The 17,218-nt window shown below is 65.9% G+C and carries 23 protein-coding genes; 3 read left to right on the top strand and 20 right to left on the bottom strand.

From position 1 onward, the window contains the following. The 20 genes from rpmC to ACR4XW_RS02740 all read right to left on the bottom strand — a co-directional run bounded on the left by rpmC (nucleotide 1) and on the right by ACR4XW_RS02740 (nucleotide 14,733). Entirely contained in the window at nucleotides 1-234 is a 234-nt protein-coding gene (gene rpmC, locus ACR4XW_RS02645; protein ID WP_434758957.1) for a 50S ribosomal protein L29, read from the bottom strand. After that, nucleotides 234-653 (bottom strand): 50S ribosomal protein L16, encoded by a 420-nt coding sequence (gene rplP / locus ACR4XW_RS02650; protein WP_434758958.1) that lies wholly within the window; start codon nucleotides 651-653, stop codon nucleotides 234-236. Before rplP ends, rpmC begins: the two co-directional genes overlap by 1 nt. Before the next feature lie 3 nt (nucleotides 654-656). Continuing rightward, the gene (gene rpsC / locus ACR4XW_RS02655; protein WP_434758959.1) at nucleotides 657-1,448 is read right to left on the bottom strand and encodes a 30S ribosomal protein S3; all 792 of its coding nucleotides are present in this window, start codon (nucleotides 1,446-1,448) and stop codon (nucleotides 657-659) included. A gap of 2 nt (nucleotides 1,449-1,450) precedes the next feature. Further along, nucleotides 1,451-1,849, bottom strand: coding sequence for a 50S ribosomal protein L22 (gene rplV, locus ACR4XW_RS02660; RefSeq protein ID WP_434758960.1), 399 nt, complete (start codon nucleotides 1,847-1,849; stop codon nucleotides 1,451-1,453). An 18-nt stretch (nucleotides 1,850-1,867) separates the two neighbouring features. Further along, on the bottom strand, nucleotides 1,868-2,149 hold the full coding sequence (rpsS, locus tag ACR4XW_RS02665) for a 30S ribosomal protein S19 (protein WP_434758961.1): 282 nt from the start codon (nucleotides 2,147-2,149) through the stop codon (nucleotides 1,868-1,870). Nucleotides 2,150-2,166: 17 nt separating this feature from the next. After that, nucleotides 2,167-3,003: a 50S ribosomal protein L2 gene (gene rplB, locus ACR4XW_RS02670; protein ID WP_434758962.1), complete on the bottom strand. Its 837-nt coding sequence runs from the start codon at nucleotides 3,001-3,003 to the stop codon at nucleotides 2,167-2,169. A gap of 28 nt (nucleotides 3,004-3,031) precedes the next feature. After that, nucleotides 3,032-3,340, bottom strand: coding sequence for a 50S ribosomal protein L23 (gene rplW, locus ACR4XW_RS02675; RefSeq protein WP_434758963.1), 309 nt, complete (start codon nucleotides 3,338-3,340; stop codon nucleotides 3,032-3,034). Then, complete coding sequence (gene rplD / locus ACR4XW_RS02680) at nucleotides 3,337-4,059, bottom strand: 50S ribosomal protein L4 (protein ID WP_434758964.1); 723 nt, start codon at nucleotides 4,057-4,059, stop codon at nucleotides 3,337-3,339. Before rplD ends, rplW begins: the two co-directional genes overlap by 4 nt. Beyond that, nucleotides 4,056-4,715 carry a 50S ribosomal protein L3 gene (gene rplC, locus ACR4XW_RS02685; protein WP_434758965.1) on the bottom strand — a complete coding sequence of 220 codons (660 nt, stop codon included), beginning with the start codon at nucleotides 4,713-4,715 and terminating at the stop codon, nucleotides 4,056-4,058. The genes rplD and rplC overlap by 4 nt, the downstream gene beginning before the upstream one ends. Before the next feature lie 11 nt (nucleotides 4,716-4,726). Then, nucleotides 4,727-5,035, bottom strand: a complete 309-nt coding sequence (gene rpsJ, locus ACR4XW_RS02690; RefSeq protein ID WP_182558643.1) for a 30S ribosomal protein S10 — start codon at nucleotides 5,033-5,035, stop codon at nucleotides 4,727-4,729. Between the two features lie 605 nt (nucleotides 5,036-5,640). Further along, complete coding sequence (locus tag ACR4XW_RS02695; protein WP_434758966.1) at nucleotides 5,641-6,630, bottom strand: amidohydrolase family protein; 990 nt, start codon at nucleotides 6,628-6,630, stop codon at nucleotides 5,641-5,643. 37 nt (nucleotides 6,631-6,667) lie between these two features. After that, nucleotides 6,668-7,381 carry an ABC transporter ATP-binding protein gene (locus ACR4XW_RS02700; RefSeq protein ID WP_434758967.1) on the bottom strand — a complete coding sequence of 238 codons (714 nt, stop codon included), beginning with the start codon at nucleotides 7,379-7,381 and terminating at the stop codon, nucleotides 6,668-6,670. Continuing rightward, nucleotides 7,378-8,142, bottom strand: coding sequence for an ABC transporter ATP-binding protein (locus ACR4XW_RS02705; RefSeq protein ID WP_434758968.1), 765 nt, complete (start codon nucleotides 8,140-8,142; stop codon nucleotides 7,378-7,380). Before ACR4XW_RS02705 ends, ACR4XW_RS02700 begins: the two co-directional genes overlap by 4 nt. Next, nucleotides 8,139-9,158, bottom strand: a complete 1,020-nt coding sequence (locus ACR4XW_RS02710) for a branched-chain amino acid ABC transporter permease (RefSeq protein WP_434758969.1) — start codon at nucleotides 9,156-9,158, stop codon at nucleotides 8,139-8,141. Before ACR4XW_RS02710 ends, ACR4XW_RS02705 begins: the two co-directional genes overlap by 4 nt. After that, the gene (locus ACR4XW_RS02715; RefSeq protein ID WP_434758970.1) at nucleotides 9,155-10,030 is read right to left on the bottom strand and encodes a branched-chain amino acid ABC transporter permease; all 876 of its coding nucleotides are present in this window, start codon (nucleotides 10,028-10,030) and stop codon (nucleotides 9,155-9,157) included. The genes ACR4XW_RS02710 and ACR4XW_RS02715 overlap by 4 nt, the downstream gene beginning before the upstream one ends. After that, a complete protein-coding gene (locus ACR4XW_RS02720) occupies nucleotides 10,027-11,232 on the bottom strand; it encodes an ABC transporter substrate-binding protein (protein ID WP_434758971.1) in 1,206 nt (401 codons plus the stop codon). The genes ACR4XW_RS02715 and ACR4XW_RS02720 overlap by 4 nt, the downstream gene beginning before the upstream one ends. Nucleotides 11,233-11,291: 59 nt before the next feature. After that, nucleotides 11,292-11,822, bottom strand: a complete 531-nt coding sequence (locus ACR4XW_RS02725; protein ID WP_434758972.1) for a 3-hydroxyanthranilate 3,4-dioxygenase — start codon at nucleotides 11,820-11,822, stop codon at nucleotides 11,292-11,294. A gap of 2 nt (nucleotides 11,823-11,824) precedes the next feature. After that, a complete protein-coding gene (locus tag ACR4XW_RS02730; protein ID WP_434758973.1) occupies nucleotides 11,825-12,247 on the bottom strand; it encodes a RidA family protein in 423 nt (140 codons plus the stop codon). After that, a complete protein-coding gene (locus ACR4XW_RS02735; RefSeq protein ID WP_434758974.1) occupies nucleotides 12,244-13,704 on the bottom strand; it encodes a 2-hydroxymuconic semialdehyde dehydrogenase in 1,461 nt (486 codons plus the stop codon). Before ACR4XW_RS02735 ends, ACR4XW_RS02730 begins: the two co-directional genes overlap by 4 nt. 84 nt (nucleotides 13,705-13,788) lie before the next feature. Further along, the gene (locus ACR4XW_RS02740) at nucleotides 13,789-14,733 is read right to left on the bottom strand and encodes a LysR substrate-binding domain-containing protein (protein ID WP_434758975.1); all 945 of its coding nucleotides are present in this window, start codon (nucleotides 14,731-14,733) and stop codon (nucleotides 13,789-13,791) included. 93 nt (nucleotides 14,734-14,826) lie between these two features. On the opposite strand from ACR4XW_RS02740, the gene ACR4XW_RS02745 reads away from it, so the two are divergent. The 3 genes from ACR4XW_RS02745 (at nucleotide 14,827) to serB (ending at nucleotide 17,203) form a co-directional block, all read left to right on the top strand. Next, nucleotides 14,827-15,381, top strand: coding sequence for an NADPH-dependent FMN reductase (locus ACR4XW_RS02745; RefSeq protein ID WP_434758976.1), 555 nt, complete (start codon nucleotides 14,827-14,829; stop codon nucleotides 15,379-15,381). 101 nt (nucleotides 15,382-15,482) lie between these two features. Further along, entirely contained in the window at nucleotides 15,483-16,337 is an 855-nt protein-coding gene (locus tag ACR4XW_RS02750; RefSeq protein ID WP_434758977.1) for a D-hexose-6-phosphate mutarotase, read from the top strand. Beyond that, nucleotides 16,334-17,203: a phosphoserine phosphatase SerB gene (serB, locus tag ACR4XW_RS02755; protein WP_434758978.1), complete on the top strand. Its 870-nt coding sequence runs from the start codon at nucleotides 16,334-16,336 to the stop codon at nucleotides 17,201-17,203. The genes ACR4XW_RS02750 and serB overlap by 4 nt, the downstream gene beginning before the upstream one ends. The last annotated feature ends 15 nt before the right edge of the window (nucleotides 17,204-17,218 follow it).

Below are 17,218 nucleotides of genomic sequence, written 5' to 3' on the forward strand. Positions count from 1 at the left end.
TCAGGCCTCCTCATCGGGGTCGGGGACGATGTTGAGGTGACGTTCCTGCAACACGGTGTAAATCCGCGCGATGTCCTTGCGGACCTGGCGCAGGCGGGCCGAGGACTCCAGCTGGCCGGTCGCCGCCTGGAAACGCAGCGTGAACAGCTCAGCCTTCAACTCGGTTACCTTCTCGTTCAGCGCGGCCTTGCTCAGGTCGCGCAACTCGGCGGCAGTGGCGGTCTTGTTCGCCATCAGATCTCACCTGCTTCACGCTTGATGAAGCGTGCCTTCATCGGCAGCTTGTGGATGGCCAGGCGCATGGCTTCGCGCGCGACCTCCTCGGACACACCGGCGAGTTCGAACATCACCCGGCCGGCCTTGACGTTGGCGACCCACCACTCGGGCGAGCCCTTACCGGAACCCATCCGGGTTTCGGCCGGCTTCTTGGTCAGCGGGCGGTCGGGGTAGATGTTGATCCACACCTTGCCACCACGCTTGATATGACGGGTCATGGCGATACGAGCCGACTCGATCTGGCGGTTGGTGACGTAGTGGTTCTCCAACGCCTGGATGCCGTACTCGCCGTACGAAATCTTGGTACCGCCCTTGGCGACGCCACCGCGCTTGGGGTGGTGCTGCTTGCGGTACTTCACCCTACGAGGGATCAGCATGGGTCACGCTCCTGCGTTCTCGGTAGCGGGGGCAGCCTCGGCGGCAGCCTCTTGACGGCGACGGCCGCCGCGGTCGGGACGGTCACCGCGTCCCGGACGACGACCGCCCGGACGCTGACGACCCGGGGCCGCCTGGCGAGCCGCCTTCTGGGCCGCACGCTCGGCGCGCGAACCGGAGACGTCACCCTTGTAGATCCACACCTTGACGCCGATGCGACCGAAGGTGGTGCGGGCCTCGTAGAAGCCGTAGTCGATGTCGGCACGCAGGGTGTGCAGCGGCACCCGTCCCTCGCGGTAGAACTCCGAGCGGCTCATTTCGGCGCCACCCAGACGACCCGAGCACTGGATCCGGATGCCCTGGGCACCGGCGCGCATCGCGGTCTGCTGGGCCTTGCGCATCGCGCGACGGAAGGCCACGCGGGCGCTGAGCTGCTCGGCGATGCCCTGGGCGACCAACTGGGCGTCGGTCTCGGGGTTCTTCACCTCGAGGATGTTGAGCTGCACCTGCTTGCCGGTGAGCTTCTCCAGCTCGCCGCGGATGCGCTCGGCCTCGGCACCGCTGCGGCCGATCACGATGCCCGGACGCGCGGCGTACAGGAAGATCGTGACGCGCTCGGAGCGACGCTCGATCTCCACCGAGGAAATGCCGGCGCGCTCCAGGTTCTGGGTGAGGTAGTCGCGAATCTTCACGTCCTCACCGACGAACTCGGCGTACTGCTTGTCGGCATACCAACGGGTGGTGTGGTCGGTGGTGATCCCCAGTCGGAAACCGTGGGGGTTGATCTTCTGCCCCATGTTCAGGCCTCCTGACGGGGTTCGACGACGACGGTGATGTGGCTGGCGCGCTTCATGATCCGGCTCGCCGAACCCTTCGCCCGCGGACGGATCCGGCGCATGGTCACGCCCTCGTCCACGAACGCCTGGGAGACGTACAGGTTCTCGCGACGCAGACCCTCGGTGTTCTCGGCGTTGGCGGCGGCCGAGGCAATCACCTTGGCAACCGGCTCGGCGGCGGCCTGCGGGGCGAACCGCAGAACCTCCAGCGCCGTGTTCACGTCCATGCCCCGGATGTTGTCGACGACCCGGCGCACCTTGGTCGGTGACATCCGCACGTGGCGTGCGATCGCGTAGTGGCCCGGACGGTCACCGAGCAGGGTGAGCCGGCGGCTGGGCCGCTGCTTCTCAGTGGTGCTCATTTATGTTTCCTTCCGGCCTCAGCGACGACGCGACTTCTTGTCGTCTTTGACATGGCCCCTGAACGTCTTGGTCGGAGCGAACTCGCCCAACTTGTGGCCGACCATCGCATCGGTGATGAACACCGGCACGTGCTTGCGACCGTCGTGCACCGCGATCGTGTGACCGATCATGTCGGGCAGGATCATCGAGCGCCGCGACCAGGTCTTGATCACGTTCTTCGTGCCCTTCTCGTTCTGCACCTCGACCTTCTTGGCCAGGTGGTCATCGACGAAGGGACCCTTCTTCAGGCTGCGTGGCATGTTTCCTCAGGTTCCGATCAGCGCTTCTTGCCGGTCTTGCGGCGACGGACGATCAGGCGAGTGCTCGCCTTGTTCTTGTTGCGGGTGCGGCCCTCGGGCTTGCCCCACGGCGACACCGGGTGACGACCACCGGAGGTCTTGCCCTCACCACCACCGTGCGGGTGGTCGATCGGGTTCATCACAACACCGCGCACGGTCGGGCGCTTGCCCCGCCAGCGGTTGCGGCCGGCCTTGCCCCAGGAGATGTTGGCCTGCTCGGCGTTGCCGACCTCGCCGATGGTGGCGCGGCAGCGGACGTCGACCATGCGCATTTCGCCGGAAGGCAGACGCAGGGTGGCCAGCTTGCCCTCACGGGCAACCAGCTGCACCGAGGCGCCGGCGGCGCGGCCCATCTTGGCGCCACCACCCGGACGCAGTTCCACGGCGTGCACCGTGGTACCGACCGGGATGTTGCGCAGCGGCAGATTGTTGCCGGGCTTGATGTCGGCGGTCACGCCCGCCTCGACCATGGTGCCCTGCTTCAGCTTGTCGGGGGCGATGATGTAACGCTTCTCGCCGTCCAGGTAGTGCAGCAGCGCGATGCGGGCGGTGCGGTTCGGGTCGTACTCGATGTGCGCGACCTTGGCCGGCACCCCGTCCTTGTCGTATCGCTTGAAGTCGATCAGCCGGTAGGCCTGCTTGTGCCCACCGCCGATGTGGCGGGTGGTGATCCGACCGGAGTTGTTACGTCCACCGGTCTTGCTCTTGGGCACCAACAGCGACTTCTCCGGGGTCGACCGGGTCAGTTCGACGAAGTCGGCAACCGACGAGCCGCGGCGGCCCGGGGTTGTCGGCCTGTACTTACGGATAGCCATGAGTGTGTCGTCCTTATCTCAGTCGGCCTCAGGCGACCGGGCCGGAGAAGATGTCGATGCTTTGGCCGTCGGCAACGGTCACGATGGCCCGCTTGGTGTCGGGGCGACGGCCGGTGCCGAACCGGGTCCGGCGACGCTTGCCCGGACGGTTCGCGGTGTTCACCGAGGTCACCTTGACGTCGAACACCTGCTCAACCGCGATCTTGATCTCGGTCTTGTTCGCGTCGGGAGCCACCAGGAAGGTGTACTTGCCTTCGTCCAGCAGCCCGTAGCTCTTCTCGCTCACGACCGGCGCGAGCAGGATGTCGCGGTGGTCGCGGATCTTGGTGGCGCTCACTTCGCGTCCTCCTCATCGGTGGCGTCGTCGGCGGCCAGCGCGGCAGCCTCGGACTCGGTCGCAACGGCCTTGGCGCTCTTGCCCTTGGCCGGCCCGGACACGAAGGCGTCCAACGCGGCCTGGGTGAACACGATGTCGTCGGCGCACAGCACGTCGTAGGCGTTGAGCTGGTCGGCCGAGATGGCGTGCACGGTCTGGACGTTGCGCAGGCTCAGCCAGGCGAGGTCCTCATCGCGGCTCAGCACCACCAGCACCTTGGTCGACTCGGTGACCGCGGCGAGCGCGGCCAGAGCGGCCTTGGTGGACGGGGTGTCGCCCGAAACCAGCTCGGAGATCACGAACACGCGACCGTCGTTGGCCCGATCCGACAGGGCGCCACGCAGGGCGGCGGCCACCATCTTCTTGGGGGTGCGCTGGTTGTACTTGCGCGGGACGGGGCCATGGGCCACGCCGCCACCGATCCAGATCGGGGAACGACGCGAACCGTGACGGGCCCGTCCGGTGCCCTTCTGACGCCAGGGCTTGGACCCGCCGCCACGAACCTCACCGCGGGTCTTGGTCTTGTGGGTGCCGGCCCGAGCGGCGGCGAGCTGGGCCACCACGACCTGGTGGATCAGCGGAATGTTGACCTGGACGCCGAACACGTCGGCGGGCAGCTCGGCGGTGCCGGCCTTCTTGCCCTTGGGGTCCAGAACGTCGATGGTGCGGGTCTCGCTCATGCCACGTCTCCCTTCTTGGCGGCGCTGCGCAGCACGACCAGACCACCGTTGGCACCCGGCACGGGGCCGGCGACCAGGATCAGGCCGCGCTCGGCATCCACCGAGTGCACGGTCAGGTTCTGCACGGTGACCTTGTCGGCACCCATGCGGCCGGCCATACGCAGGCCCTTGAACACGCGACCGGGGGTGGCGCAGCCACCGATCGAACCGGGAGCGCGGTGCTTGCGGTGCACACCGTGCGAGGCGCGCAGACCGGCGAAGCCGTGGCGCTTCATCACACCGGCGGTGCCCTTACCGCGCGAGACACCGGTCACGTCGACCAGCTCGTCGGCGGCGAAGACCTCGGCGGTCAGTTCCTGCCCGGCTTCGTACTCGGCCGCGTCGCTGGTGCGCAGTTCGACCAGGTGCTTGCGGGGGGTGACCCCGGCGCGGTCGAAGTGGCCCATCGCGGGCTTGGTCACCTTCTTGGGCTTGACCGCACCGAAGCCGAGCTGCACCGCGGCGTAGCCGTCGGTCTCGGGGGTGCGCACCTGGGTGACCACACAGGGGCCGGCCTGAATCACGGTTACCGGCACCAGACGGTTCTCGGCGTCCCAGACCTGGGTCATGCCCAGCTTGGTACCGAGAAGGCCCTTCACCTTACGTTCGTTGCTCATGATCACGTTCCTCAGAGCTTGATCTCGATATCGACACCGGCCGGCAGATCGAGACGCATCAGCGAGTCGACCGTCTTCGGGGTCGGATCGATGATGTCGATGAGGCGCTTGTGGGTGCGCATCTCGAAGTGCTCGCGGCTGTCCTTGTACTTATGGGGCGAACGGATCACGCAGAACACGTTCTTCTCCGTGGGCAGCGGCACCGGGCCGGCAACGCGGGCGCCCGTACGGGTCACGGTGTCGACGATCTTGCGCGCCGACGAGTCGATGACCTCGTGGTCGTAGGCCTTCAGCCTGATGCGGATCTTCTGTCCCGCCACTGTTCGTCCTTCGTCTCGTACGTCCCGCCCCGATCATCCGGAGCGGCCCGGTCCAATAGTCATTCCTCCGACCCCCGCGGTCGGGCGTGTCGCGAGCTTTCGGCGCACCACAAACCAGTAACTTCCCTGTTGTGGCCCCCGGCGCTGCGACGAACCCGGGCGTTGGGCGGAGGTCTCACGGCTCGGCGCACGCACCATCGAGATTCTTCATCTCGACCCGGCGCACCACGGCGACCCCCGTCGGAGCAACCCGTCAATCTTGTCAGAAGTCGACCGCCGTGCCAAATCGAGTGGCAGACCGGTGCCCGCAGGCATTTCCGAGGCCGACTTTACTCCCCCGTGCTGCTGCAACCTGCCTGTTCTTGGACCCTCGTCCACATATACAGCTTTGCCACCCGAAAACAGGCAGGTTGCAGCAGCGCGGGTCCTCGGGAGTCCGAGGCCGCGGCGTTCGGGGCCGGTGCGGATCTCAGCAGGGCCCGCGGTACCTAACCCTCCAACTCACCCTCGGATTTGGGGCCGAGCAGCCGAATTACCGTCGGTGAGTTGGGGGTTTTGGTACCGCAAGTGCCACGGACCGGTCCGGATCGAAGCTCACGCGCACCTCACGGGCTCGTCGGCTCGGCCAGGCCCAGGAACCGGCGAGCGTTGCCGAACATGATCTGGTCACGCTCGCTGTCGGTGAGGAAGTCGGATCGATGAACCACCTGCCCGGTGGGGCGTTCGCCCAAGGGGTAAGGAAAGTCGCTGCCGACCATGACCTGGCCGGGCCCGAGCGTATCGACCAGCAGACGCAGGGCGGCTGGTTCGAAGACGACCGAATCGACGCTGAATCGATTCACGTAATGGGACGGGGGGTGCTGTGAGGTGCCGATGACATCGTGGCGTTGGTGCCAGGCGTTCTCGAACCGGCCCAGCCAGAAGGCGAAGGAGCCACCACCGTGAGCGAAACAGATCTTCAGTGATTCCGGCACTCGGTCGAAAACCCCGCCGAGAATCATCGCGACGATCGACAGGTGGGTCTCTGCGGGCATCCCGGCGATCCAGCGCGCCATCCACCGGTTCAGCCGGGGCGACGACGGCATGTCCCAGGGGTGCACGAAGACCGGCATCCCGATCTCGGCAGCATGCTGCAGGAAGGTGATGCAGCCCTCGTGGTCGAGGTCGAGGTCACCGACATGGTTGCCGATCTCCACCCCGATGTGGCCCGAGGCAGCCGCCCGGTCGAGTTCGGCACAGGCGGCGTCGGGGTCCTGCAACGGCACCTGGCAGAAGGGAAGCAGCCTGTCGGGGGCGGGAGCGCAGATCTCCAGGGCCAGATCGTTGAAGATCCGAGAGATCTTCAGGGCCTCCTCGGGTGGCGCATCGTAAGCGAAGAACACCGGCGTCGGAGAGACAACCTGGGCCGCGACCCCATCGCTGTCCATCTCGGCCAGGCGCACCTCCGCATCCCAACAATCGTCCTGGACGCGGCGGAATTCGGTCGAGTCGATCATGATCATCGCCTCGCGTTCCGACTCGAGCCGCATCCACGGCCGACCCGGACCCAAATCGGGCCAACTACGAGGCACGAAATGGGAGTGAACATCAATCATGGACACGCTACTGAATCCTCATCTGTGTATTCGGTCTTCACGCCACCGCACCGGAACCGAGGTGCTCGGCGGCGATGTCACGGTTGCTGCGGAACTCGTGGGTGGTGCCTTCCCAGGCCATCTCCCCACGCACCATGCAGGAGATCCGGTCGGCCGCCAGCACGGCCAACTGCAGGTTCTGTTCGACCAACACCACCGACAAGCCACTGCGACGAAGGGTGAGCACCATCTCTGCCACCTGCTCGACCACCTTGGGCGCCAGGCCGTCGGACGGCTCGTCCAGCAGGAGGCATTTCGGGTCACCCAGGATGGCGCGAGCGATGACCAGCATCTCCTGTTCGCCACCGGACAACTGGTCAGCCCGGCTCCGCATCCGTTTGGCCAGCGAGGGGAACTCGTCATAGACCCGTTGTGGTGTCCACTCCCCCGTTTTCGCCGAGCCGGAGATGGCAATGGTCTCGGCAACCGTGAGGGACGAGAACACTCGCCGTCCCTGAGGCACGATCCGCATTCCCGCTCGCGCCACCCGGTGAATGGGCAACCCGGCGATTTCCTTGCCGAGCAGTTCAATGCTGCCCTTGCGTGGTTTGACCAAGCCCATCAAGGTGTTGATCAGCGTGCTCTTGCCCATGCCGTTTCGGCCCAGAATGGCCAGGGCTTCACCCTGCTCGAGGCTCAGGTTCACCCCGTGCAGAACGGTGGCATCGCCGTATCCGCTTTCCAGACCCGTGGCTTTCAATATCGTCGTCACAGGAAGACCTCCCCCAAGCCGGTACCCAGATATGCCTCGAGAACGGCTTCGTCGCGTTGCACCTGTTCCGGCTCACCGACGGCGATGACTTTGCCCGCCGCCAACACGGTCACGTGGTCGGCCACCGAGAAGACCACATCCAGATCGTGCTCGATCAGCACCACCGACAGGTCGTCGGGCAGTGCTCGGATGAGATCGGTGAAGGATTCGCTCTCTCGTTTCGACATGCCCGCAGTGGGCTCGTCGAAGAGCAGGATCTTCGGTGACAGGGCCAGAGCCATCGCCACTTCCAATTGACGGCGCTCGCCGTGTGACAGGTCCTTCACGGCATCCCGCCAACGATGACCCAACCCCACCCGGTGCAGAAGCTCGTACGCCTCGTGCGACAGTTCACGTTCCCGCTTGCGGGAGGGGATCACCGACCCCGCCAGCCCGTGTCGCCGGCGCAGGGCCAGGACCACGTTCTCCAGCACCGGAAACGACTCGAACAGTGAGCTGTGCTGGAAGGTCCGGCCCACCCCCATGCGGGCACGCCGATCCTCCCGTTTGCCGGTGACTTCCTCATCGCCGAGGAAGATCCGTCCGCTGCTGACGCCGAGGCGCCCGGTGATCAGGTTGAACAACGTGGTCTTCCCGGCGCCGTTCGGCCCGATGAGCGCATGGGTTCGCCCGGTGTGGAACTCCATCGAAACGTCGTTCGTGACCACCAGGGCCCCGAAACGTTTCACGACGTTCTCCAGCCGCAATGCAGGGTGGGTCATCGTTCCTCCTCATCGGCAAGGAGCGGGGAGGTGCGCGGTCGTCCCCGGAGCAAGCCGGCGATACCGGACGGCATCGCGAAGACGGTCACCACGAACAGGACGCCGAGGGCGAAGATCCACCAGTCACCGATCAGGCTGCTCGACACTGCCCGCAAGGCCACCAAGCCGATACCGGTCAACAGTGGCCCCAGCAGTGAACGCGAGCCGCCGACGAGCACCATCACCAACAACAGAATCGATGCATCGGGGGCGAGCGCCGTGGGCGCGATGAAGGTGTCCTTAAAAGTGAGCAGTACGCCCCCGATTGCCGTCGTCACCCCGGACAGCGCCAACGCGGCGATCCGGATCCGAGTGACGGAGTAACCGATGGCGCGCATCCGGTCGGGGTTGTCATGGCTTCCGGTGATCGACTTGCCGTGCGGAGATGCCAGCACCAGGCGCAGCAGCACATAGGCAAGACCAACCACGATCAGGGTGAACCAGTACATCGAGACCACCCGGGGTAGCCCCATGCTCTCGAAGACCGGCACCGGGGCGGCCGGGATACCCGACAGGCCGTTGTCACCGCCGGTCAGGTCGGTGAACCGAATGGCCACGACGTGGATGAGTTCGGCTGCAGCCAGCGAAATCATCAGGAAGTAGATGCCCTGGGCCCGCATCGAGATCGCACCCAGCAGCAGGGACAACAGGAGCCCGGCCACCGCACCGGCGGCCATGCCGAGGAAGTAGTTTCCGTTGATGTGGATGCTCACCAGGCCGGCTGTGTAGCCGCCGACCCCGAGGAAGGCGGCGTGCCCCAGCGATGGCAACCCCGCCTGGCCGACCAGGACGGCGAGCCCCATGGCCATCAGGCCGTAGGCGAGCCCTGTGGTGGCGACGTCCAGCGCATAGGGGTCCAGCACGAAGGGTCCGGCTGCCAGCAGGACGAACCCGAGGGCCAGTAGCCCGAAGCTCCCCCACGTGACCCGCGGCAGAATGTCGGTGGTCGGTGCAGCTTCGACAGTTTCGGTCGTCATGCCGCCCTCCCGAACAGTCCCCTGGGCCGAACCAGCAATACGAGCACCATCAGACCGAACAGCATGAACGCCGCCACCTGCGGCAGGTACGCCTGCCCGAGGGTCTGGATCAGTCCGATCAGCACGGCGCCGAGAGCAGCCCCCTTGATCGACCCCAGGCCGCCGACGACGATCACGATCAACGCCAGGGTCAGCACCTCGTTGTCGAGGCCCGGCCTCAGATTGAGCAATGGAGCGCCCAACAGACCGGCGACGCCGGCCAGCGCCGAGCCGGTGGCGATCACCCCGACCCGAATCTTGCGTACGTCGTAGCCGAGGCCGGCCAGCATCTCGGGGTCGTCGATGGCGGCGCGGGTGAGACTGCCGAGCTTGGTCTTCTCGAAAACCAGGTAGGTCGCCAGCGCCAGAACAGCCGAGACCCCGATGACCACAAGCCGGTAGGTGGGGAACTGGGCCTCGCCCAACATGATCGAGCCACGGAGTTCGGCCGGCGGAAGGATCGACCGGAACCCTCTACCGGCCAGATGGAGTACCGCTTCGGCCAACACCATCGACAACCCCAATGTCAGCAGTGCCTGTTCCAGATGCCCTCGGTTGCCCAGCGGCTTCAGGGTGAGGTTCAACCCGAGGCCAAGCACTCCACCGACCAATGCCGACAAGACGAGCAATCCGGCGAACATTGCCAGGCTGGGGGCACCGCCACCCAGCACCATCAGGGCCAGGTAGCCGGACACCATGTAGAAGGCGCCATGGGCGAGGTTCAGCACGTCGACCAACCCGAAGATCATGGTCAGACCGACAGCCAGCAGAAACAGCAACCCACCGAACGCCAAGCCGTCAATCAGATTGATGGTGACGTTCAGAACGATCACGAGCGCACCTTGCTCTCCACCTCATCGATGACCGTGTTGCGGTACCAATCGCCGTCCTTCTCCAGCTTGCGCACGTAGTACTTCTGGTTCGGATTGTGGGTGTCGGGGTCGATCTCCATCGGGCCACGCGGGCTCTCGAGGTCGTCCACCTGCCCCAGGGCGTCCGCCAGTGCTTCCGCGGTGAGGTCACCCTCAACACCTTCGGCTGCCCGGTGGATGAGCTTCATGGCATCGGTGGTTGCCACCGCCATGACCGACGGCGAGCGACCGTCGAATTCTGCCTGCCAGTCCTTCAGGAACTGCTCGTTGGCGGGGTTGTCGAGGGCGGGCGAGTACATGCCAACTGTGATCACGTCGAGGCCCGCGTCGCCGATGGCGGGCAGGATGTCCTCGTCGGTGAGGTTCTGTGCCCCGATCAGGGGCACTCGCTTCTTGTAGCCGAATTCCTCCCAGTTCTTCACGAAGGTGATGGCCTCACCACCGGCGTAGAAGCCGACCACAAACTTGGCGTCCTTGGGAATCTGGCCGAGGAAGGGCTGATAGTTCTGGGTCTTGCCGAACGGTGTCATGATCTCGGCAGCCAGTTCGCCACCCCCGCCGCTCTTGTACCCGTCGATAAAGCCGTCGCGGTACTCGGCTCCGGCGGAATAGTCGGCGCCGATGAACACTCCCCCACTGGGTCCGTATTCCTTGGCGGCATAGACACCAGCGGCGTAACCGTGCTGGTAGTTCTGATAGCTCACGCGCCACACGTACTTCGAGGCTCCCGACTTGGTCAGATCGTCGGCGCCGGCATTGGCGATCACGATCGGCACCTTGTTGGCATTCGCCTCCTCGGCGACAGTCGCGGCCGCCGGGGAGGCGACCAGGCCGGTGATCACGTCGACACCGTCGCGCAGCATCAGTTCCTTGGCCTTGGATTTGGCCGTCTCCGGGTTCGCAGCCGTGTCGGCGATCACAAGTTCGACCTTTCGGTCACCGAACTTGTCGTCCTGTTGCTTCAGATAGAACTCGGCGGCATCGCGCATCTGTTCCCCGAGGGGCGCATAGGTGCCGGTCTCGGGAACCATCAAGCCGATCTTGATCACATCGTCGGAGGCTTCTTGTCCGCCCCCGCCGAGGGATCCGCCGCCGCAAGCGGCAAGGGTGAGGGCACCAGCGGTCATGAGGACCACGCCGGCCTTGCGGAAGAGTCGCTTCATCGGGATTCTCCTTGTGTTCTGTGGGGATATCCGGGTCCCCGGGTGGAGCCGTGGTTGGCTCAGCCGGCGACACGGCCGGGATGAAGGGCACCACATGCGTCGCAGGTGCGAGCTTGGGTGGCGTTGTAGAACTTCTCGAAGGCCGGCGGCAGATCCTCGACGATGTCGCGTACCTGCAGTTCGACCTCGTACAGCTGGTGATGACACTCCAAGCAGAACCAGGCGAACCGCTCCAGAACGCCTTCCTCCCGGATCCGTTCGATCACGATGCCGATCGACTCGGGATCGGGGCGCTGTGGCGAGTGGTAGGTGTTGGCCGGCAACAACCACATGTCGCCCTCACCGATGTCGACCCGCTGGGGGCCGTCCTCGGTCATCAGGTTGACGTGCATGCTGCCGCGGTACTGGTAGAACCACTCCTCGTACGGCTCGAAGTGGTAGTCGGTGCGTTCATTGGGGCCTCCGACCACCTGGACGATGAAGTCCTGGTCGGGTTGCCAGATCACCTGGTTGTTGACCGGCGGCTTCAGTTGATCGGCATGATCTGCCAGCCATTTCTCGAAATTCATCACCGGTGGGACGGGCTTCATGGCTACTCCTGGAGCTCGGGGCGGTACGCGACCGCCTGGATTTCGATCAGCAGGTGCGGGTGGGGCAACTGGTGCACCGCCACCGTGGTGCGGGTCGGACCCGTCTCGTCGAAGTACTCGGCCCACACCTCGTTGTAGCCACCGAAATCATTCATGTTGACCAGGTAGGTTGTCACTTGCACCAGATCGGACAGTTCGGCACCCGCCGCCGCCAACAGGTCGGCGATGTTCTCGATGACGGCTCGGGTCTGCGCCCGGACGTCGAGGTTCGTGACACCGAGCTCGTCGACCTCGACACCCTCGAAGGAGTTGTCCGGTCGGCGACTGCTGGTACCCGACACGTAGATCAGATCGCCCACCCGCTTGATGTGCGGGAAACGTCCCCGGGGTTTGGCCTTGCCCCCGACCACCTGTCCGCCGCTCACAGCTGCACGCAGACGTTGGTGGGTTCGGAATAGAAGTTGAGCGAGTGCATACCGCCCTCCCGTCCGATGCCGGAGCGACCCACTCCACCGAAGGGAGAGCGCAGGTCGCGTTTGTACCAGGTGTTCACCCAGGCCATGCCCACTTCGAGCTTCTGAGCCACCCGATGGCCACGCTGCAGATCCTTGGTCCACACCGAGGCGGCCAGGCCGTAGTCGGTGTCGTTCGCCAGGGCGATGGCCTCGTCCTCGGTGTCGAACGGCACCAGGGCCGTGATCGGCCCGAAGACCTCTTCGCGCATCAACCGCGCCGAGTTGTCCAGCCCGGTGATCACGGTGGGCTCGACCCACCAACCACCGCTCAGCTCCTCCGGCATCTCGGGCACCCCGCCGCCGACGACGATGGTGCCGCCCTCTTCACGAGCGAGTTCGTAGTAGCCGAGCACCTTCTCGCGGTGCTCCTGCGAGATCAGCGGCCCGGTGGTGGTCGCTTCATCCTTCGGCTGCCCCATCCGCAGCTCTCGGGCCCGTTCGGCGAGCCCGGCAACGATCTGGTCAAAGATGGGTCGTTCCACGTAGATGCGTTCGGTACACAGGCAGACCTGCCCGGTGTTGAGGAAGGCGGACCGGGTAAGCCCGTCCAGGGTTGCCTCGATATCGCAGTCGGCGAAGACGAGCGCCGGGTTCTTGCCACCCAACTCGAAGGACACCGGGACGACATGGTCGGCGGCGGCCTTCATGATCGCCGATCCCGTCCGGGTCTCACCGGTGAAGGTGATCGCGTCGATGCCGGGGTGGCTGGTCAGCAGGGCTCCGGCCGAATCGGGCCCGAAGCCGTGCACGACGTTGTAGACGCCGGCCGGCGCCCCGGCGTCGGCGATGATTTCGGCCAACAGCGTTGCTGTCGCCGGGGTCTCCTCGGACGGCTTGGCCACCACGGCATTGCCGCACGCCAGGGCGGGGGCGACCTTCCAGGTCAGCAACAACAGCGGCAGGTTCCACGGCACCACCACGGCGATCACGCCCAGCGGACGGCGTACCGCGTAGTTCAGGGCCGATCCCCCGGTTGCCGGTTCACTCAGGAAAGCGTCGAGCGGCACATTGCTCAAGGTGTCGGCGAAGGAGCGGAAGTTCATCGCGGCCCGCATTACGTCGAGTTCCTGCACCAGTGAGACCGGCTTGCCGGTATCGGCGATCTCGGCCGCAACGAACTCCTCGGCACGCTCATCGATCAGGTCGGCGATCCGCCGCAGGAGCGCGACCCGCTGCGGAACCGCCCAGGTGCCCCACTCACCGTTCATCGCATTGCGAGCAGCCTCCACGGCCCGGTCGACGACGTCCCGACCGGCTTCGTGCACCAGGGCGTGAACCTCGCCGGTGACCGGATTCACGTCCTCGAATGTCCGGACGCCGGAAACCGGTTCCCCGGCCACGACGTTGTAGATTTCCTTGGCTTCCATGCCCGGCAGACTAGGCCGCCGAGCCATCCAGAAACCAATACCAATTCACGCCTTGCGATAACGTTTTTGGTATACGGGGGAAGGTTAGTTTTCCTTGTCCCAGCCCGGTTCGAGGGGGTTACCAATTCGCTGCAGGATGCCCGCCATGGTGCGCGCTGCCGGGGTGAGCTGCCGTCCGGAGAACGTCGTGATGCCGATGGCGTGCCCCAGGCCTTCCAGTTCGTGGGGCAGGACCGCAAGCCGGGGATCCCCGGCCCCGATCGACCCGGGCAGCACGGCGACCATGTCGGTTTCCACCAGCAACTGGCGCACGGTCAGGAAGGAAGTCACCTCGATCGTGTCGGTGGGCAATGCTCGGCCCCGCCTGCTGAAATAGTCGGCGAGTTCTTGACGCAGCGCGGTCTGGGCACCGGGCAGAATCCAGGGAAACCTCGTCAGTTCGTCCAGGTCGATGCGGTCCTGACGGCCCACCAGCGGGTGCCGACGACCCACGGTGATTCGTACGTCCTCCTGGTACAGCGGCACGCGCCAGACCGTGTCGCCGCCGGCTGCGGTGAGTCGTCCGACGATCATGTCGATCCGTCCGGCCTTCAACTCGTTCAACGACACCGCCGGGGCCGCCTCCCGCACCACGATGTTCACCCCCGGGCTGGTTCGCTTCAGGTGGGCGATGGCGCGCGGCAACAGCAGGTTGGTGCCGGCAAGGTAGGCGCCGATATTGACCTCGCCGCGTTCGGCGGCGTCCACTTCGGCCAGATGGCGTACCGACTGCCGAAGCTGAGCCAGCACGGATCGGGCGTAATCGGTGAAGATCTCGCCGTAGCGGGTGGGGGTGAGCCCCTGCGCACCCCGTTCATACAGGCGAACACCCAACAGGGTCTCGATCTCGCGCAGTGCGCGGCTGGCGGCCGGCTGGGTGATGCCGAGCGAAGCCGCCGCCGCAACCACCGAACCCTCACTGGACAGCGCAGCAACCAAGGACAGGTGTCTGATTTTCAGCGCACCGTCGAACAGGTTCGGTGTTTTCATGGCGCCTTCCGAAAGGGTCAATTCACTCTTTTTCGTCCGACGAGTGAAATCAGCCTAGCCCGAAGCTTTGCCTCCAAAACTAGTCTGTAGCCCATGATCCGTATCGCCATCATTGTCGGCAGCACCCGCCCCAATGCCCTCGGCGCCAAGGTCGGCGCCTGGGTACTCGAACAAGCCCAAGGACGCGACGACGCCGAATACGAGCTGATCAGCGTCGCCGATCAGCAACTCCCCCTGCTGGACGAGCCACTGCCGGCCGGCTCCGGTGTTTATTCCCAGCCGCACACCAAAGCCTGGGCGGCCATCATCGACGCCTTCGACGGGTTCATCTTCGTGACCCCCGAGTACAACCACTCGGTGCCCGGTGCGTTCAAGAACGCCTTCGACTTCCTCTACGGCGAATGGCGCGACAAGGCGGTGGGCTTCGTTTCCTACGGTGCCGCCGGAGGCGTGCGCGCGGCCGAGCACTGGCGCGCGATCGTGGCCAACGCGCACATGTGGGACGTCCGCGGTCAGGTCACCGCCTTCCTCACCGACGACTTCACCGACGGCGAGTTCACTCCCCGTGATTTCCAGTTCGGAGCGATGGGCGAACTGCTCACCGAAGTGGTGACCACCGCCGATCGGGCCAAGCGCACCCGCAACTGAGGCGCCCCGGAATTTGACTACAGCGTGTAACTCATACAGGCCGATAAGTGACCGGGGGGGTGGGGCCGGAGCCACCCCCCGCGTCGCGTAACTTCAACGGTATGGATCTGCCTGACATTTCCGGGCTGACGCTGGCCGAGGGCCGCGGCGGCCTGCCGAAGCTCGATATCGACGTACCCGGCGGCACTGCGGAGTTGTACCTGCAGGGCGCGCACCTGACCAGTTGGATCCCCACCGGGCACGACCCGGTGTTGTGGGTCGCCGATCATGCCGAATTCGCCGAGGGCAAGGCGATTCGCGGCGGCGTCCCGCTCTGTTTTCCGTGGTTCGGCCCCGGCCCGGACGGCAACATGCGACCCTCGCACGGCTTCGCCCGGGTCACTCCCTGGCGGGTGATCTCGGCCGCGCGCAACGGTGACACGGTGTCGGTGACCCTGGAGTTCACCCATGCCGACGCCGTGGGCCGCCCCGGCCACGAGCTGTGGCCCGCGGACTTCCGGGCCCGCTACCGGGTCGATGTGTCCGACACCCTGACGATGACTCTGGAGGTCGACCCGCCGACCCCGCAGGCCCAGGCCGCCCTGCACACCTACCTGCAGGTCGGTGACGTGCGTCGGGTGCAGGTCGAGGGCATGGACCATCAGGACGTGATCGACAAGGTCACCGGCGACACCGGCACCCACCACGGGATGGTGACCTTCGAGGGCGAAACCGACCGGATCTTCCAGACCGCCAACGAGGCCGTGGTGCACGACCCGGTGTTGGGCCGCAAGATCGTGATCGAGAAATCCGGCTCCCCGCAGACCGTGGTCTGGAACCCGGGGGCCGATCGGGCCGCCGCACTGCCCGACATGGGTGACGACGAGTGGACCGGTTTCGTCTGCGTGGAGGCGGCCAACCTCGTCCAACTGGTACGGCTGTGCAGCCGGTTGAGCGTCACCCGGAGTGAGGCATGACCCGCCGGGTCTCGGTGGCCTTCGCCGAGGCCCATCCGGCCCTGGGCGAGGTCGCCACGGTGTTGGGCAGCGACATCGACGGGGGCCGCAGCACCGACCGCTGGACCGCGGCCCGGTTCACCGGTGATTTCACCGACCCGGCCGTCGCCGCGGCCCGAGGGTTGGTGACCGACAACGGCGGGGCCTTCCTGGAACTGCCGGAATCCCTGGCCGGCCCCGGCCCGGGGTTGCTGGTCTCCGATGTCGACTCCACCCTGATCACCTCCGAGGTGATCGAGTTGATCGCCGACTACGCCGGTACCCGCGACGAGGTGGCCGAAGTCACCGAACGGGCGATGCGCGGCGAACTCGACTTCGCCGCGAGCCTGACCGCCCGGGTGGCCACGCTGGCCGGGGTTCCCGAAACCGTGTTCGCCGAGGTGCTGGAACAGGTCGAGTTCAGCCCCGGCGCCCGGGAGCTGGCCGCCGCCCTGCACCTGGCCGGGTGGACCTTCGGGCTCGTCTCGGGCGGATTCACCGAGGTGGTCGCCGGTCTGGCCTGCCAACTCGACATCACCCACTACGTGGCGAACCGGCTGGAGGTCGCCGACGGGGTGCTCACCGGACGGGTCAGCGGTGACATCGTCACCGGCAGCACCAAAGCGGCGATGCTGCGGCAGTGGGCCGAGGAGCTCGGCATCGACCCGGCCCGCACCGTGGCCGTGGGTGATGGCGCCAACGATCTGGAGATGATGTCGAAGGCCGCGATCGGTTTCGCCTATCGCGCCAAGCCGATCGTCGCCGAACAGGCCACCGCCCGGATCGACTTTCCGGCCCTGGATGTGATCGCCGAGCTGCTGGGCCTGGAACCCGAACGACGGTTGTGACCTGATCGGACGTCC

The organism is Pseudenemella bisphenolivorans, assembly GCF_051133435.1.
Classification (GTDB): Bacteria; Actinomycetota; Actinomycetes; order Propionibacteriales; family Propionibacteriaceae; genus JAAYAO01.

Excerpts from the sequence above, each read along its gene's own strand:
- rpmC (WP_434758957.1), bottom strand. The coding sequence starts at position 234 with ATGGCGAACAAGACCGCCACTGCCGCCGAGTTGCGCGACCTGAGCAAG.
- rplP (WP_434758958.1), bottom strand. The coding sequence starts at position 653 with ATGCTGATCCCTCGTAGGGTGAAGTACCGCAAGCAGCACCACCCCAAG.
- rpsC (WP_434758959.1), bottom strand. The coding sequence starts at position 1,448 with ATGGGGCAGAAGATCAACCCCCACGGTTTCCGACTGGGGATCACCACC.
- rplV (WP_434758960.1), bottom strand. The coding sequence starts at position 1,849 with ATGAGCACCACTGAGAAGCAGCGGCCCAGCCGCCGGCTCACCCTGCTC.
- rpsS (WP_434758961.1), bottom strand. The coding sequence starts at position 2,149 with ATGCCACGCAGCCTGAAGAAGGGTCCCTTCGTCGATGACCACCTGGCC.
- rplB (WP_434758962.1), bottom strand. The coding sequence starts at position 3,003 with ATGGCTATCCGTAAGTACAGGCCGACAACCCCGGGCCGCCGCGGCTCG.
- rplD (WP_434758964.1), bottom strand. The coding sequence starts at position 4,059 with ATGAGCGAGACCCGCACCATCGACGTTCTGGACCCCAAGGGCAAGAAG.
- rplC (WP_434758965.1), bottom strand. The coding sequence starts at position 4,715 with ATGAGCAACGAACGTAAGGTGAAGGGCCTTCTCGGTACCAAGCTGGGC.
- ACR4XW_RS02695 (WP_434758966.1), bottom strand. The coding sequence starts at position 6,630 with ATGATTGATGTTCACTCCCATTTCGTGCCTCGTAGTTGGCCCGATTTG.
- ACR4XW_RS02705 (WP_434758968.1), bottom strand. The coding sequence starts at position 8,142 with ATGACCCACCCTGCATTGCGGCTGGAGAACGTCGTGAAACGTTTCGGG.
- ACR4XW_RS02710 (WP_434758969.1), bottom strand. The coding sequence starts at position 9,158 with ATGACGACCGAAACTGTCGAAGCTGCACCGACCACCGACATTCTGCCG.
- ACR4XW_RS02720 (WP_434758971.1), bottom strand. The coding sequence starts at position 11,232 with ATGAAGCGACTCTTCCGCAAGGCCGGCGTGGTCCTCATGACCGCTGGT.
- ACR4XW_RS02725 (WP_434758972.1), bottom strand. The coding sequence starts at position 11,822 with ATGAAGCCCGTCCCACCGGTGATGAATTTCGAGAAATGGCTGGCAGAT.
- ACR4XW_RS02735 (WP_434758974.1), bottom strand. The coding sequence starts at position 13,704 with ATGGAAGCCAAGGAAATCTACAACGTCGTGGCCGGGGAACCGGTTTCC.
- ACR4XW_RS02740 (WP_434758975.1), bottom strand. The coding sequence starts at position 14,733 with ATGAAAACACCGAACCTGTTCGACGGTGCGCTGAAAATCAGACACCTG.
- ACR4XW_RS02745 (WP_434758976.1), top strand. The coding sequence starts at position 14,827 with ATGATCCGTATCGCCATCATTGTCGGCAGCACCCGCCCCAATGCCCTC.
- ACR4XW_RS02750 (WP_434758977.1), top strand. The coding sequence starts at position 15,483 with ATGGATCTGCCTGACATTTCCGGGCTGACGCTGGCCGAGGGCCGCGGC.
- serB (WP_434758978.1), top strand. The coding sequence starts at position 16,334 with ATGACCCGCCGGGTCTCGGTGGCCTTCGCCGAGGCCCATCCGGCCCTG.